The sequence below is a fragment of the Pseudomonas sp. LBUM1643 genome, assembly GCF_059716215.1.
The window spans coordinates 5995432-6010066 of the sequence record NZ_CP166813.1 but is presented as its reverse complement, the minus strand read 5'-3'; the positions used below and the strand labels follow the sequence as shown (position 1 = coordinate 6010066).

9 protein-coding genes are annotated in these 14635 nt (G+C 60.0%); 1 reads left to right on the top strand and 8 read right to left on the bottom strand.

What is annotated here, in order from left to right; genetic code table 11:
- Nucleotides 1-249: 249 nt before the first annotated feature.
- From ACA063_RS27170 to betI, 8 genes are all read right to left on the bottom strand, one after another.
- The gene (locus ACA063_RS27170) at nt 250-1428 is read right to left on the bottom strand and encodes a BaiN/RdsA family NAD(P)/FAD-dependent oxidoreductase (RefSeq protein WP_497664021.1); all 1179 of its coding nucleotides are present in this window, start codon (nt 1426-1428) and stop codon (nt 250-252) included.
- A 129-nt stretch (nt 1429-1557) separates the two neighbouring features.
- Nucleotides 1558-2895, bottom strand: coding sequence for an ATP-dependent RNA helicase DbpA (dbpA, locus tag ACA063_RS27165; RefSeq protein ID WP_235992769.1), 1338 nt, complete (start codon nt 2893-2895; stop codon nt 1558-1560).
- Nucleotides 2896-3242: 347 nt separating this feature from the next.
- Nucleotides 3243-4748, bottom strand: coding sequence for a multidrug transporter subunit MdtD (mdtD, locus tag ACA063_RS27160; protein ID WP_497666593.1), 1506 nt, complete (start codon nt 4746-4748; stop codon nt 3243-3245).
- A 144-nt stretch (nt 4749-4892) separates the two neighbouring features.
- The gene (locus tag ACA063_RS27155) at nt 4893-6230 is read right to left on the bottom strand and encodes a TldD/PmbA family protein (protein ID WP_497664020.1); all 1338 of its coding nucleotides are present in this window, start codon (nt 6228-6230) and stop codon (nt 4893-4895) included.
- Nucleotides 6230-7672 carry a TldD/PmbA family protein gene (locus ACA063_RS27150; protein ID WP_497664019.1) on the bottom strand — a complete coding sequence of 481 codons (1443 nt, stop codon included), beginning with the start codon at nt 7670-7672 and terminating at the stop codon, nt 6230-6232. Before ACA063_RS27150 ends, ACA063_RS27155 begins: the two co-directional genes overlap by 1 nt.
- Nucleotides 7673-7956: 284 nt before the next feature.
- Complete coding sequence (gene betA / locus ACA063_RS27145; RefSeq protein WP_497664018.1) at nt 7957-9657, bottom strand: choline dehydrogenase; 1701 nt, start codon at nt 9655-9657, stop codon at nt 7957-7959.
- Between the two features lie 213 nt (nt 9658-9870).
- The gene (betB, locus tag ACA063_RS27140) at nt 9871-11343 is read right to left on the bottom strand and encodes a betaine-aldehyde dehydrogenase (protein WP_162436173.1); all 1473 of its coding nucleotides are present in this window, start codon (nt 11341-11343) and stop codon (nt 9871-9873) included.
- 110 nt (nt 11344-11453) lie between these two features.
- Complete coding sequence (gene betI / locus ACA063_RS27135; RefSeq protein WP_162436174.1) at nt 11454-12047, bottom strand: transcriptional regulator BetI; 594 nt, start codon at nt 12045-12047, stop codon at nt 11454-11456.
- 322 nt (nt 12048-12369) lie between these two features.
- Between betI and betT the strand changes: the two genes are divergently transcribed.
- Nucleotides 12370-14367 carry a choline BCCT transporter BetT gene (betT, locus tag ACA063_RS27130; protein WP_497664017.1) on the top strand — a complete coding sequence of 666 codons (1998 nt, stop codon included), beginning with the start codon at nt 12370-12372 and terminating at the stop codon, nt 14365-14367.
- Nucleotides 14368-14635 lie beyond the last annotated feature (268 nt).

Sequence of the window (14635 nt, the reverse complement as noted above, 5' to 3'; positions counted from 1 at the left end):
AGGAGCTGTGTAGAGGCTATGCCGTAACTCTGTAGGAGCTGTCGAGTGAAACGAGGCTGCGATCTTTTGATCTTGTTTTTGAAAAGCCAGATCAAAAGATCGCAGCCTCGTTTCACTCGACAGCTCCTACAGAAGATCAGTGCCGTCAGACGGGGGATCAGTATCGTCAGGCGGGGGATCAGTGTCGTCAGACGGGGGATCAGTGTCGTCAGACGGGGGATCAGTGTCGTCAGACAGGGATCAGTGCCATCAGACGTACTGCGCGGCCGCGTAACCCGAGGCCCAGGCCCATTGGAAATTGAAACCGCCCAGGTGTCCGGTCACGTCGAGTACTTCACCAATGAAATACAAGCCAGGGCTTTTCAGCGATTCCATGGTCTTGGACGACACTTCGTGGGTATCAACACCCCCCAGTGTCACTTCGGCGGTGCGGTAGCCTTCGGTGCCTGCGGGTACGACTTTCCAGCTCGCCAGTTTCTCGGCGATGTCGGCGATTTCCGCATGGGTGTACTGCTTCATCGGTTTCGAGACGAACCAGTTGTCCGCCAGCAGGTTGGCCATTTTCTTGGTGAAGATCTCACCCAGCAGGGTTTTCAACTCGCTGTTCGGGCGCTCGGCCTGTTGCTGTTGCAGCCAGCCTGGCACGTCGTGATCGGGCATCAGGTTGATTTCTACCGTGTCACCCGATTCCCAGAACGAAGAGATCTGTAAAATCGCCGGACCGCTCAGACCGCGGTGGGTGAACAGGATGTTCTCGCGGAAACTCTGCTCGTTGCAGCTCACCAGGCAATCCACCGACGTACCGGACAGCTCGGTGCACAGCTCTTTGAGTTGATCGGTGATGGTGAATGGCACCAGGCCGGCGCGGGTCGGCAGCAGGTCGTGGCCGAACTGTTTCGCCACCTGATAACCAAAACCGGTAGCGCCCAAGGTCGGAATCGACAGGCCGCCCGTGGCGATCACCAGGGACTCACAGCTGATCTGGCCCAGCGTGGTGTCCAGCAGGTAACCGTTCTCGAGCTTCTCGATGGTCTGGATCGAGGTATCCAGGTGCAGGCTGACGCCGACCTGATTGCACTCATCGAGGAGCATGTCGAGGATGTCGCTGGATTTGTTATCGCAGAATAGTTGGCCGAGCTTTTTCTCGTGATAAGGCACGCCGTGTTCGGCGACCATCCCGATGAAGTCCCATTGGGTGTATCGGGCCAGCGCTGATTTGCAGAAGTGTTCGTTCTGCGAGAGAAAATTACCAGGTTCGGTGTACATGTTGGTGAAATTGCAGCGCCCACCGCCAGACATCAGGATTTTCTTGCCGGCCTTGTTCGCATGGTCAAGCAACATCACTTTGCGCCCGCGCCCGGCGGCGGTCAGCGCACACATCAACCCTGCGGCGCCAGCGCCAATGATCACGACTTCGGTAGAGCGCAAGACGGTGTCCTCGGAATAGAAAAACCCTGTAGGAGCTGCCGAAGGCTGCGATCTTTTGATCTTGTTTTTAACAGCAAGATCAAAAGATCGCAGCCTTCGGCAGCTCCTACAGGGGGAACTGCGTTGTTTTTACAAGATACGAACGCGCAGCGAACGGCCCTTGATCTTGCCGTCGTTCAGGCGCTGCAAGGCTTGCTTGGCAATGCCACGTTCAACCGCCACATACGCCTGGAAGTCGAAAATCGCGATCTTGCCAACCTGAGCGCCCGGGATACCGGCATCGCCTGTTAGTGCGCCGAGGATATCGCCCGGACGAACCTTGTCTTTACGGCCCGCGCCAATCACCAGCGTGCTCATCACCGGCAGCAGCGGTGCGCCGCCCTGGGATTTGAGGTTGTCCAACTGGTCCCAGCTCAACGGCGACTTCTGCAGTTGCTCGATGGCCTGGGCGCGATGCGCTTCGGACGGAGCAACCAGACTGATCGCAATACCTTTCTCACCGGCGCGGCCCGTACGGCCAACACGGTGAATGTGGATTTCCGAGTCGCGGGCCAGTTCGACGTTGATCACCATGTCGAGCGCATCAATGTCCAGACCGCGAGCGGCGACGTCAGTGGCAACCAGTACCGAAGTACTGCGGTTTGCGAACATCGCCAACACCTGGTCGCGGTCACGCTGCTCCAGATCGCCGTGCAGGCCGACGGCAGAGATGCCTTTGGAGGTCAGGTGATCAACCGTTTCCTGTACTTGCTGCTTGGTGAAGCAGAATGCGACGCAGGTGGCCGGGCGATGGTGCGCGAGGACTTTGACCACGGCGTCCATGCGCTCTTCCGGGGAGATTTCGTAGAAGCGCTGCTCGATCTGCGTGTCGTCGTGGAACGCTTCGGCCTTCACGATCTGCGGGTTGCGCATGAACTTCGACGCCAGTTGCTTGATGCCCACCGGGTACGTGGCGGAGAACAGCAGGGTCTGGCGGCGCTCAGGGCACTGCGCAATGATTTCTTCGATGGAATCGTAGAAACCCATGTCGAGCATGCGGTCAGCTTCATCGAGGATCAGCGTGTTCAGGCCGTGAAGAATCAGCGAGCCCTTGCGCAGGTGCTGCTGGATACGACCCGGGGTGCCGACGATGATGTGCGCACCGTGCTCCAGCGAACCGATCTGCGGCCCGAATGCAACGCCGCCGCACAAGGTCAGTACCTTGATGTTGTCTTCGGCACGGGCCAGACGACGGATTTCCTTGGCGACCTGGTCGGCCAGCTCGCGAGTCGGGCAAATGACCAGTGCCTGGCAACCGAAGAAGCGCGGATTGATCGGGTTCAGCAGGCCGACACCGAAGGCGGCGGTCTTGCCGCTACCGGTCTTGGCCTGAGCGATCAGGTCCATTCCCTTGAGGATCACCGGCAAGCTTTGCGCCTGGATCGGCGTCATCTGGGCATAACCGAGGGAGTCGAGGTTAGCCAGCATGGCGGCGGACAGCGGCAAAGTATTAAAAGCGGTGGCGATGGTGGTCACGGGACTGGCCTGCAAAACAAAATGTCGCGCAGTGTATCAGTCTACGACCACTTATCTCGAATGTTCTGGACGAACGCAAACCCTGTGGTGAGGAGCCTGACCTGAGGCCAGGGGATTTATCTGTTGTCAGGAGTTTTATCTGTGGCGAGGGGATTTATCCCCGTTGGGGTGCGAAGCGCCCCTTGGATCTGCCACTTTGGTGGTTCAGATTGATCGCATTCATCTTTTTAAGGGCCGCTTCGCGCCCCAACGGGGATAAATCCCCTCGCCACATAAATCCTTCACCCCGATTGCGCTGTTCAGGGTTCGATGTGCTCTTCCGGCCGTTTGGCACGCCGTCCGTCTTCCTTTGAGAGTTGCGAGAAGATCGTCGCAGCCAGCATCGCCATGATCCCGACCGTTACAAAGGTCAGCTGGAACGCGCCCAGTACTGTGTCCACGCCATCGTTTCCAACCTCTGCGGTAAAGCCGCCAAGCAGCGCACCGGCGCAAGCAACGCCAAGGCTGAGGGACAACTGCGCGACTACCGACAGCAAACTGTTGCCGCTGCTGGCGCTGGCGTCATCGAGGTCGATCAGGGTCACGGTGTTCATTGCCGTGAACTGCAACGAGTTGATCGCGCCGAGAACCGCCAGCATCCCCAGCAGCAGCCAGTACGGCGTCTGCTCGCTGACCAGGCCCATGCTCGCCAGCATCGCGCCCAGTGCCAGCGTGTTGCCGGTCAGTACGATGCGATAGCCCAACCGTTCAATCAGCGGCCGCGCCACCGACTTGGCAACCATCGCCGCAGCGGCCAATGGCAGCATGCTCATCCCCGCTTGAGACGGCGAGTAACCCAGCGCCACTTGCAGCAGCAATGGCACGAGAAACGGCAGTGCACCGCTGCCCAGTCGGGCGAACAGGTTGCCGAGGATGCCCACGGCGAAGGTCCGCGTCTTGAACAGCGACGGTGCGAACAGCGGGTTGTCGATGTGTCCGGCCCGCAACCAATACGCAGCGAGGCAGGCCATACCACCGAACAGCAACAGCATCACACGCAAGTGCGGCAGGTGCAGTTCGCCCAGGCCTTCCATGGCGATGGTGATCAGTACCATCGCGGCGCCAAACAGCAGGAAGCCGAGGCTATCGAAACGGGTGCGTTCAGTGCCGCGCAAGTCGGGGATGAATTTCCACACGGCGTAGCAACCGACAGCGCCCACGGGCAGGTTGATCAGGAAGATCCAGTGCCAGGTCAGGTATTCGACCATCCAGCCGCCCATCGTCGGGCCGATCAGCGGGCCGAGCAATCCGGGAATGGTGATGAAGCCCATGATCCGCACCAGTTCGGAACGCGGGTAGGCTCGCAGCACCACGAGGCGCCCGACCGGCAACATCAATGCGCCGCCCAGGCCTTGAATCACCCGAGCGCCGATCAGCATGCTCAGGCTGCTCGACAGGGCGCAGAGCAATGAGCCAAAGCTGAACAGGAGGATGGCGCCGAAGAATATCTTTTTGGTACCGAAGCGGTCGGCAATCCAGCCCGAGGCCGGGATCAGCAAGGCGACGGTGAGCATGTAGGCGATGATTACGCCCTGCATGCGCAATGGATCTTCCGCCAGATCGCGAGCCATGGCCGGCAGGGCCGTGTTGAGGATGGTCCCGTCGAGGGACTGCATGAAGAACGCGATGGCGACAACCCACGGCAACCAGCGGGCGGTGACGGCGTCGAGAGGTGGGCGGTTGGGCATGGGACCTCTTGTGGTTGGAGTGGCTGCAAGGTCATGGCTGACGCTGTGGCAAGGGGATCCTGTGGCGAGGGGATTTATCCCCGTTCGGCCGCGAAGCAGTCGTCAATCCGGTTGATGCGATCTGTCTGTCAAATCGTGGTTACCAATTTGGGGGCCGCTGCGCAGCCCAACGGGGATAAATCCCCTCGCCACAGGGTCTCCCATGGCATTGGGATGCTGTGATTACAGCGTTAGAGTAAGTCGGCTGATCAGCGCCCCCGGTAACAGCGCCGAATCCGTCGCCCGCTGACTGTAGGTGCTGGCCGACAGCAGGAGTTCCCGTTCTTGGGTCAACGCTTCCAGCTGCGATCCAAGCAAGCTGTACGCACTGTCATCAAAGCGCATGGTGCTGACCGGCGCCTTGATCTCGCCGTTCTCGACCCAGAACGTCGCGAACCGTGTCATGCCCGTCATGCGCGCGCCCGGCTGGTCCGAGTAGTTCAGGTACCACAAGTTACTGATGTACAGACCGGTGCCCAGTTGCTTGAGGATTTCCGAACTCGGCAACGTTCCGGCCGCCATGTTCAATGCGCCTGGCGATTCACCGCCGCCAGCGCCATTGGCGGTCACACCATATTCGGCGGCGCTGCGAGAGCTGACCAATTGATCGCCGGCCTGACCTTCAGTAATCAGCTTCAGGTCACTGCGTGGATAGCCTTCACCCGAAAACGCCGGGCTCAACGAACCACTGACTTTCTCGTCCAGCGACACCAGCGGGCTGAAGGCCTGGTCTCCAGCGTAGAGCTTCTGCAACGGGCTGCTCTTGCTGGCGATCGACTGCGCCGAGAACCCGCCCCAGCTCAGCATGCCCATGATTTCTTCCAGCGCGGCCGGGGCCAGGTACGCGCGGTACTGACCGGGTGCCAACGTGCGCAATGGGCGACCGAGAAATTCCAACTGCTCGCGGGCCTGCTGGAAACGTTTGGCGAACCCGTCGCTGCTCCAGTCGTGCCCGGCGTAGCTGGCTTTCACTGCCTGGCCGTTTTCGTGGAAAAGGCTGAAATCGAAGTTGAAACTGTTGGCCTGATGCCACCCGAACGCGCCCGCAGAACTGGCAAACCCGCGACTGATCGGGCCTGCGGCGTAGAAGCCAACCAGGTCCAGGCCTTCGGCGGCCTGGGTGATTTCAGCGACCACCTGCTCGGTGTCCGGCAGCGCATGATCCTGCACGTTTTTGCTCTGCCAGCCGTTGAAGTTGAGCAACAGGTAGGGATCTTTCGGCAGCAGCGGCAACGTGTCGCGCAACTGTTGCAAACCTTCGGCGAGACGCTGCAGGTCAACCTGCGCATCACCCGACAGCGTGATGTCGAGGTCCGCATGGCGGCCTTCGTTGATCAGCTTGAAGCCGATACTCGCCTGCTGCACCTGACCGGCCTGGCGCACTTTGGCGTGGTTGAAACGCACGAAGGCAGAGGACTCGGCGGCGTAGCTGAGGGTGAACTGTTCCGGCTCGCGAATAGCGTCGCGCAACCCGTTGACCAAGGCTTTGAACGACTCGGCTTGATTTTTCGACGGGCTCATCAGGCGTCTCCTCCAAACACATCCACATGGCTGAACACACACGCGGGCGAAGCATGGCCGACGCGGATTACCTGGTTCGGCTCGCCTTTGCCACAGTTCGGTGTGCCCAGGACCTTGAAGGTGCCGGCATCGCCGACGGCGCTGAGGCTTTTCCAGAAGTGCGCGGAAATGGCCCGGTAGTTCGGATTTTTCACCACGCCTTTGAGCTCGCCGTTCTCGATCAACTGACCCCATTCACAGCCGAACTGGAACTTGTTGCGCGCATCGTCGATGGACCACGAACGGTTGGTGCTCATCAGGATGCCGTGCTCGATGTTGCCGATCAGCTGCGCCAGCGGCTGATCGCCGGGCTCGATATTGAGGTTGGCCATGCGGTCGATCGGTGGGCGGTTCCAGCCGCAGGCACGGCTGTTGGCAACGCCGTCCATGTCGGCACGGAACTGCGAAAGGGCGCCGCCCAGTGGACGCAGGAGCAGGCCTTCCTTGATCAGAAACTGCTTGCTGGCCGCCGTGCCATCGTCGTCATGACCGTAGCTGGCGAGCTGTTCGGGAATGTCCGGGTCGAACGTCACGTTGAGCAGCTTCGAGCCGTATTGCAGGTGGCCGAAGTCTTCTGCCTTGACGAAGCTGGTGCCGGCGTAATTACGCTCATCGCCGAGGATGCGGTCCAGTTCCAGCGGGTGGCCGATGGATTCATGGATCTGCAGCATCATCTGGTCGGGCATCAACAGCAGGTCGCGCGGGCCTTGCGGGGTGTTCGGCGCGAGGAGCAATTGCAGTGCCTGATCGGCGACTTGCGGACCGGCGCCCACCAGTCCACAGCGGCTAATTACATCGGCGCCACCCTGCTGGCCAAAGTTTTCGCGGCCGAGGCTGCGAGTCTGGCTGTCATTGCCGTCGTAGGCGGTCACGTCCAGGCCCGGGTAGACAAACCGCTGGGCCTGGCGCAATTCGGCGCCTGCGCTGTTGAGATAGATCTGCTCGACGTGGGTGATGCCCAGGCTCACCTGCCAGTTCACCAGACGCTCGTCCTTGGGCACGGCCGCGGATTCGGCGCCGAGCAACTGATAGCAGTCGCTCAGGGACGGGAAGGGCTGGTCGAGGTTCGGCGAAAAGTAGTCGGCGCGGTCGCTGGAAACGGCTTGTTCGCGAAGGTCCAGCAGCGCGTGAGGCTTGAGGTGTCGTGCCTGTCGCTCGGCTCTTTCGAGGGCGGCTTGCAGGCCTTGTTGCGACAGGTCGTTGGTCGCGGCATAGGCTTCGACGCCATTGACCCGGACCGTCAGCATCGCACCTTCATCACGGCTCAGGCTCGGAGGTTCGGCGACGTTCTTGCGCACCGACAGGTACTGGCCGGACTCGCGCACATAACGCAGCGAAAAGAATTCAGTGCCCGTGCGCAAGGCAGTAAAGCGCTGCTTGAGCTGGGGGTGGAAATCGAACATTCGGAAACCTCCTTGGTATGGAGTGGCGGTGCAGCAGTGTTGCGAGGGGGTGAAACGTTTGCGTGGCGCTAGATTAGGCCTGCGGGGAGGGAGGATCAAGGGTGCAAAGCTGTGGGGAGGGAATACTGGGACGTGTCAGAGGAAGATGTATTGGCTAGTAGGGCCTCATCGCGAGCAGGCTCACTCCTACAGGGGGCTCCGGTGAACAAAAATGTGTGTTCACTAGAAGTCCCTTGTAGGCGTGAGCCTGCTCGCGATGGCAGCGCCTCGGTGTAACGGTCTTACTAAGCAGTAAGACTCACATCCCGCATCGGCTTGCCACGCACCGGTGCATCACCGGCCACGTAGTAATCGGCAGTGCTGCGCGGCAGAGGCTGGCGGCCACGGATCTTGTCGGCGATTTTCTCGGCGATCATGATCGTTGGCGCATTCAGGTTGCCGGTGGTGATGATCGGCATGATCGAAGCATCGACCACACGCAGTGCTTGCATGCCATGCACACGACCTTCGCCATCGACCACGGCCATTTCGTCGGTGCCCATCTTGCACGAGCAGGACGGGTGGAACGCGGTTTCGGCGTGTTCGCGGATGAACTTGTCCAGCTGCTCATCGGATTGCACGTCGATGCCCGGGCTGATTTCCCGGCCACGGAAAGCATCCAGCGCCGGTTGCTGCATGATTTCGCGGGTCAGGCGGATGCCGTCACGGAATTCCTGCCAGTCCTGTTCGGTGGCCATGTAGTTGAACAGGATGCTTGGGTACTCGCGCGGATCCTTGGACTTGGCCTGGATGCGACCACGGCTCGGCGAACGCATGGAACCCATGTGCGCCTGGAAACCGTGCTCTTTCACGCCATTGCTGCCGTTGTAGTTAATGGCAACCGGCAGGAAGTGGTACTGGATGTTCGGCCAATCGAAATCTTCGCGAGTACGGATGAAACCGCCCGCTTCGAACTGGTTGCTGGCGCCGATGCCGGTGCCGTTGAACAGCCACTCGGCACCAATGGCTGGCTGGTTGTACCAGAGCAGCGACGGGTACAGCGAGACCGGTTGGGTGCACGCGTATTGCAGGTACAGCTCGAGGTGATCCTGCAGGTTTTCGCCGACGCCTGGCAGGTCGTGGACCACCGGGATGTCGAGCTTGTTCAGCAGTTCGGCCGGGCCGACGCCGGAGCGTTGCAGAATCTGCGGCGACGCGATGGCGCCGGAGCACAGCAGCACTTCCTTGCGAGCGCGGGCTTCAATGCGCTCTTCAGCCGCGCCGATCAGGTAACGCACACCCACTGCACGCTTGCCTTCAAACAGGATCTTGTCGGTCAGGGCGTGAGTGACGATGGTCAGGGTCGAGCGCTTCTTGGCCGTGTCCAGGTAACCGCGAGCGGTGCTGGCGCGACGACCGTTCGGCGTCACGGTACGGTCCATCGGGCCAAAACCTTCCTGCTGATAACCGTTGAGGTCTTCGGTGCGCGGGTAACCGGCTTGTACGCCTGCTTCAACCATCGCGTGGAACAGCGGGTTGTTGCCGGCCTTCGGCGTGGTCACGCTGACCGGACCTTCGCCACCGTGGTAGTCGTTCGGGCCGATGTCACGGGTTTCGGCCTTGCGGAAATACGGCAGGCAGTTCAGGTAATCCCAGTCTTCAAGACCTGGCAGCTTGGCCCAGTTGTCGTAGTCCATCGCGTTGCCGCGGATGTAGCACATGCCGTTGATCAGCGAAGAACCACCCAGGCCCTTGCCGCGACCGCATTCCATCCGGCGGCCGTCCATGTGTGGCTCTGGATCGGTTTCGTAGGCCCAGTTGTAGCGACGGCCTTGCAGCGGAAACGCCAAGGCGGCAGGCATTTGCGTGCGGAAGTCCAGACGGTAGTCCGGGCCACCGGCTTCAAGCAGCAGGACAGTGACGCCTTCGTCTTCAGTCAGACGGGTCGCCAGGGTATTACCGGCCGAACCGGCACCGATGATGATGTAATCGAATTCTTGGGACATTGAATGCACCCTCTTTGAAGTTGGTTCAGGTCGCGGTGACCGAGCTGCCACTTACTTGTGGCGAGGGAGCTTGCTCCCGCTCGGCTGCGCAGCAGTCGCAAAATAAGCGACCGAGTTCTGTCTGAAGGGATGCGGTGCCTGGAGTGGGGGCTGCTTCGCAGCCCAGCGGGAGCAAGCTCCCTCGCCACAATAGCCGCTCCGCACCGCGTCAGATCAGAACACCGAGGCGTAATCGCCCAGTTCGACCTGTACCGATTTGATGCGTGTGAAGTTGTTCAGCGAACTGATGCCGTTTTCACGGCCCACGCCCGACTGCTTGTAGCCACCGACCGGCATCTTGGCGTCGGACTCGCCCCAGGCGTTGATCCAGCAGATACCGGCTTCCAGTTGATGAATCACGCGGTGAGCGCGGTTCAGGTCCTTGGTGACGATACCGGCAGCCAGGCCGAAATCAGTGTCGTTGGCACGACGGATCACTTCGTCTTCGGTGTCGTAGGTCAGGATCGCCATGACCGGGCCGAAGATTTCTTCGCGAACGATGGTCATCTCGTCGGTGCAGTCGGTGAACACGGTCGGTGCCACAAATGCGCCTTTGGCCAGGTCGCCTTCGGTCAGACGGCTGCCGCCGCACAGAACGCGAGCGCCTTCTTCCTTACCTTTGGCGATGTAACCCAGCACGCTTTCCATGTGGGCAAAGCTGACCAGCGGACCGAAATTGGTGTTCTCGTCTTCCGGGTTGCCGATGCGGATGCGCGCTACGCGCTCAGCGATCTTGGCTTCGAAAGCCGCTTTCAGGTGAGTCGGTACGAACACGCGAGTGCCGTTGGTGCAGACCTGACCGGAGCTGTAGAAGTTGGCCATCATGGCCGTGTCGGCGGCGCGATCGAGGTCGGCGTCGTCGAAAATGATAAGCGGGGATTTGCCGCCCAGTTCCATGGTCACGTCTTTCAACGACGAGCTGGAAGCGCTGGCCATGACCTTCTTGCCGGTGTCGGTGCCGCCGGTGAAGGAGATCTTTTCGATGCGTGGGTGTTCGGTCAGCCAGGTGCCGACTTCACGGCCGCTGCCGGTCAGTACGTTGAACACGCCAGCCGGAACGCCGGCTTCGGTGTAGATCTCGGCCAGTTTCAGCGTGGTCAGGGAAGTGACTTCGCTCGGCTTGAAGATCATTGCGTTACCGGCTGCCAGGGCTGGCGCGGATTTCCACAAGGCGATCTGGATCGGGTAGTTCCACGCGCCGATACCGGCCACAACGCCCAGCGGCTCGCGACGGGTATAAACGAAAGAAGTGGTGCGCAGCGGAATCTGCTCGCCTTCGATTGCCGGAACCAGGCCAGCGTAGTACTCCAGCACGTCAGCGCCGGTGACGATGTCGACGTACTTGGTTTCGGAGAACGACTTGCCGGTGTCCAGGGTTTCCAGGGCGGCCAGTTCATCATTGCGCTCGCGCAGGATGTCCACGGCACGACGCAGGATGCGTGAACGCTCCATGGCGGTCATCGCGGCCCAGATTTTCTGGCCCTTTTCGGCGCTGACCACGGCGCGTTCAACGTCTTCCTTGGTCGCACGCTGGACGTTTGCGAGGACTTCACCGTTAGCCGGGTTGATGGCTTCGAATGTAGCGTCGCTGCTGGCGTCACTGTAGCCGCCATCAATGTAAAGTTTTTGCAGTTCGAAACGGGCCATAAAGTCCTCGCAAGAGCATCAGTAGGTTGGCGGTAACCACCGCGGTGATGCCATATGGTTGTGGCAACACCGATCGGTAGCAGTTCAGGGGTTGAGCGTTTATGTGTGCTCTAACTCACCTGCTTGGCCAATTGGATATCCATGTATTCGTAAGCGATCTGTTGCGCCTGCTCAGTGTCGAAAGCATCTCCCGACAGTGCGCCGCGCAACCACAAGCCATCAATGAGGGCTGCCAGGCCCCGAGCTGCACTGCGCGCGTCGTTGAGCGGCAATACACGGCGGAACTGGCAGCACAGGTTGGAATACAGGCGGTGATCGTTAATCCGCTGCAACCTGTGCAAAGACGGCTGGTGCATGCTGGTGGCCCAAAAGGCCAGCCAGGTTTTCATTGCCGGGCCATTGACCTGGCTGGCGTCGAAGTTGCCTTCGATGATCACCTGCAAATGCGCCCGCGGGCTTTCATCTGTCAGCGCCAGGCGGCGCGCGGTGACGTTCTCGCTAAGGACGCTCATCAGATACCGCATCGTGGCGGCGATCAGGCCATTCTTGTCCTGAAAATAGTGACTGATGATGCCGTTCGAGACGCCGGCCAAACGGGCGATCAGCGCAATGCTGGCGTCCCCCATTCCGACCTGATCGACGGCCAGCAATGTGGCTTCGATCAACTGCTGACGGCGGATGGGTTGCATACCGACCTTGGGCATCTTGCACATCTCCTTAGGCCTTCCGGCAGACGTCGAACGTCTATCGGATTGAGGGCCAGTCTATTTTGTTTTGATTGAACGTTCAATCAACAAAGAATAAGCTCTGCGACAAATCGTCGCTATTTACAGATTTTTCCTACGTGTGAATGGCGATAAACCGACATCCAAAACCGCTCGAAACCTATACGCCCCGGTGCTTCTGGGCTTTCGGGCATTTTCGGGGTGTCTTTATATCACCCGCCGGTCGGCTGCCAACTAACCGATTGGTCGGGTAACGCGTTGCCTTGTGTCCTTCTCTCGCACTGCCCGGAGCTTCTGTGCCATGAGTTCTGCCTCTCTTATAAAGACCCCACCCGAGAAGGTGACGGTCAACGGTTGGGTGTTCTACACCTCTACCGCGCTGGTTCTGCTGTTGACCGCCATTCTGATCATCGCCCCGCAAGAGGCGGGCAGGGTGCTCGGTATCGCTCAGGCCTGGTTGTCCCGCAGCTTCGGCTGGTACTACATGGTGGTGATTGCTGCCTATCTGGTATTTGTCGTCGGCCTGGCGTTTTCGTCGTATGGAAAACTCAAACTGGGCAGCAAGGACGACACGCCGGACTTCAGCTACGGCGCCTGGGCAGGAATGCTGTTTTCGTCGGGTATCGGCATTTCGCTGCTGTACTTCGGCGCTTCCGAGCCGCTGGATCACTACTTCAACCCCCCTGAAGGCATGGCCGCCAGCAACATGGCCGCTCGTCAGGCCGTTCAGCTGACATTCCTGCACTGGGGCCTGCATGGCTGGGCAATTTATGCGCTGGTCGGTCTGGCCGTTGCTTACTTTGCCTACCGTCACAACCAGCCGCTGGCGTTGCGTTCGGCGTTGTATCCGCTGGTGGGCGAGCGTTGGGTCAAAGGCGCGGCCGGCCATGCGGTGGACGGCTTTGGCATGTTTGTGACCCTGTTGGGCCTGGTGACGAACCTGGGGATTGGTTCGCTGCAAGTGTCCTCCGGTCTGGAAAACCTGTTCGGCATGGAACACAGCAACACCAACCTGCTGATCGTGATCATCGTGATGAGCACCGTGGCGACCATCGCCGCCGTGTCCGGTGTGGAAAACGGCATTCGCCGTCTGTCCAACCTGAACATCGTGCTGTTCAGCGGCCTGTTGATCTTCGTTCTGCTGTTCGGCCCGACCCTGCACCTGCTCAACGGCTTTGTGCAGAACGTTGGTGATTACCTCAACGGTATCGTGCTGAAAACCTTCGACCTGTATGTGTATGAAGGCAGTGCCGAGAAAACCGAGCGCTGGATGGGCTTGTGGACCCTGTTCTACTGGGCCTGGTGGATTTCCTGGGCGCCATTCGTGGGCATGTTCATCGCGCGTATTTCCCGTGGTCGTACGGTGCGCGAACTGGTGGCCGGCGTGCTGCTGATTCCACTGGGCTTTACCTTGGCGTGGCTGTCGATCTTCGGTAACTCGGCGCTGGACCTGGTGATGAACCATGGGGCGGTGGAGCTCGGGAAGACGGCGCTGGAGCAGCCGTCCATGGCGATCTACCAGCTGCTTGAGCATTACCCGGCATCGAAAGTGGTGATCGGCGTTTCGATCTTCGTGGGTTTCGTCTTGTTCCTGACCCCGGCGGATTCCGGCGCGGTGATGATGGCGAACCTTTCGTGCAAGGGCGGCAATGTCGATGAAGATGCGCCGCACTGGCTGCGGATTTTCTGGTCGGCGGTGATCACTCTGGTGACTATCGGCCTGCTGTTCGCCGGTAACTTCGAAGCCATGCAAACCATGGTGGTGCTGGCCGGTCTGCCGTTCTCGGTGGTGCTGGTGTTCTTCATGTTCGGCTTGCACAAGGCCATGCGCCAGGACGTGCAGATCGAACAGGAGCAGGCGGAGCTTGCAGCGCGTGGTCGACGGGGTTTCAGCGAGCGTCTGACGCAGCTGGATTTGCAGCCGAACCAGTCGATCGTGCAGCGTTTCATGGACAAGCAAGTCACCCCGGCGCTGGAAGAGGCCGCCGCGCAGATGCGCGCGCAAGGTCTGGAAGTTCAGACACTGGTGGGCAAGTCCAAACGCTGCATGGGCCTGCGGATCGAGATGGAAGAGGGCAACCCTTTTGTCTACGAAGTGAGCCTGGATGGTTACCTGGCCACGCCGACCGAATCGGCTCAGTCCGATGAGACGCGTCAGCGCTACTACCGCGCCGAGGTGTACCTGCACAACGGCAGCCAGGACTATGACTTGATGGGCTTCACCCACGAGCAGATCACCCGTGACGTGCTCGATCAGTTTGAAAGCCATCGGCAGCTCCTTGGCCGGGTGTATAGCTAAAAATTGAGGTGATGCGGTGCAGTGAATGCGCCGCAGCTCTCACTGTGGTGAAGAGTTTTTGTGGCGAGGGGATTTATCCCCGTTGGGTCGCGCAGCGGCCCCAATAATTTAACGACTGCTGCGCAGCCGAACGGGGATAAATCCCCTCGCCACGAGAGCCTCCCCATCACGAAAATTCCTCTCGCCACAGGTGTCAGCATTCAAATACTGAATATCTGCACTAACAAAAACGCCGCGATCCTCTCGCGGCGTTTTTGTGTCTGTGGTC

Excerpts from the sequence above, each read along its gene's own strand:
- betI (WP_162436174.1), bottom strand. The coding sequence starts at position 12,047 with ATGCCCAAGGTCGGTATGCAACCCATCCGCCGTCAGCAGTTGATCGAA.
- betA (WP_497664018.1), bottom strand. The coding sequence starts at position 9,657 with ATGTCCCAAGAATTCGATTACATCATCATCGGTGCCGGTTCGGCCGGT.
- ACA063_RS27155 (WP_497664020.1), bottom strand. The coding sequence starts at position 6,230 with ATGAGCCCGTCGAAAAATCAAGCCGAGTCGTTCAAAGCCTTGGTCAAC.
- betB (WP_162436173.1), bottom strand. The coding sequence starts at position 11,343 with ATGGCCCGTTTCGAACTGCAAAAACTTTACATTGATGGCGGCTACAGT.
- dbpA (WP_235992769.1), bottom strand. The coding sequence starts at position 2,895 with ATGCTGGCTAACCTCGACTCCCTCGGTTATGCCCAGATGACGCCGATC.
- betT (WP_497664017.1), top strand. The coding sequence starts at position 12,370 with ATGAGTTCTGCCTCTCTTATAAAGACCCCACCCGAGAAGGTGACGGTC.
- ACA063_RS27150 (WP_497664019.1), bottom strand. The coding sequence starts at position 7,672 with ATGTTCGATTTCCACCCCCAGCTCAAGCAGCGCTTTACTGCCTTGCGC.